Origin of the sequence: Chryseobacterium sp. SIMBA_029, from assembly GCF_046535275.1 — a bacterium.
Taxonomy (GTDB): Bacteria; Bacteroidota; Bacteroidia; order Flavobacteriales; family Weeksellaceae; genus Chryseobacterium.
Map to the genome: position 1 here is coordinate 1 of NZ_JAWRXA010000531.1, position 258 is coordinate 258.

General features: G+C 39.9%; 1 protein-coding gene. It reads left to right on the forward strand.

Annotation, left to right across the window (positions count from 1 at the left end):
* A partial coding sequence (locus tag SB679_RS25100) for a hypothetical protein (RefSeq protein ID WP_410705030.1) occupies positions 1-258 on the forward strand: 258 nt, incomplete at both ends.

A 258-nucleotide genomic window follows, 5' to 3' on the forward strand; every position in this document is an offset into this window, starting at 1 on the left:
GGTAGTACCAGTTGGGGTTAGTGGCAAATTATATGTATCTGGAGCTGGCTTATCTCGTGGCTATTTGAAAAGACCTGATTTAACGTTGGAGAAGTTTATAGACAATCCATTTGAAAAGGGTAATAAGATGTATGATACCGGAGATTTAGCAAGATGGTTACCTGATGGGAATATAGAATTCTTAGGCAGAAAAGATTTCCAGGTGAAGATTCGGGGATACAGAATAGAGTTGGGAGAGATAGAGAGTACGCTCTCTGA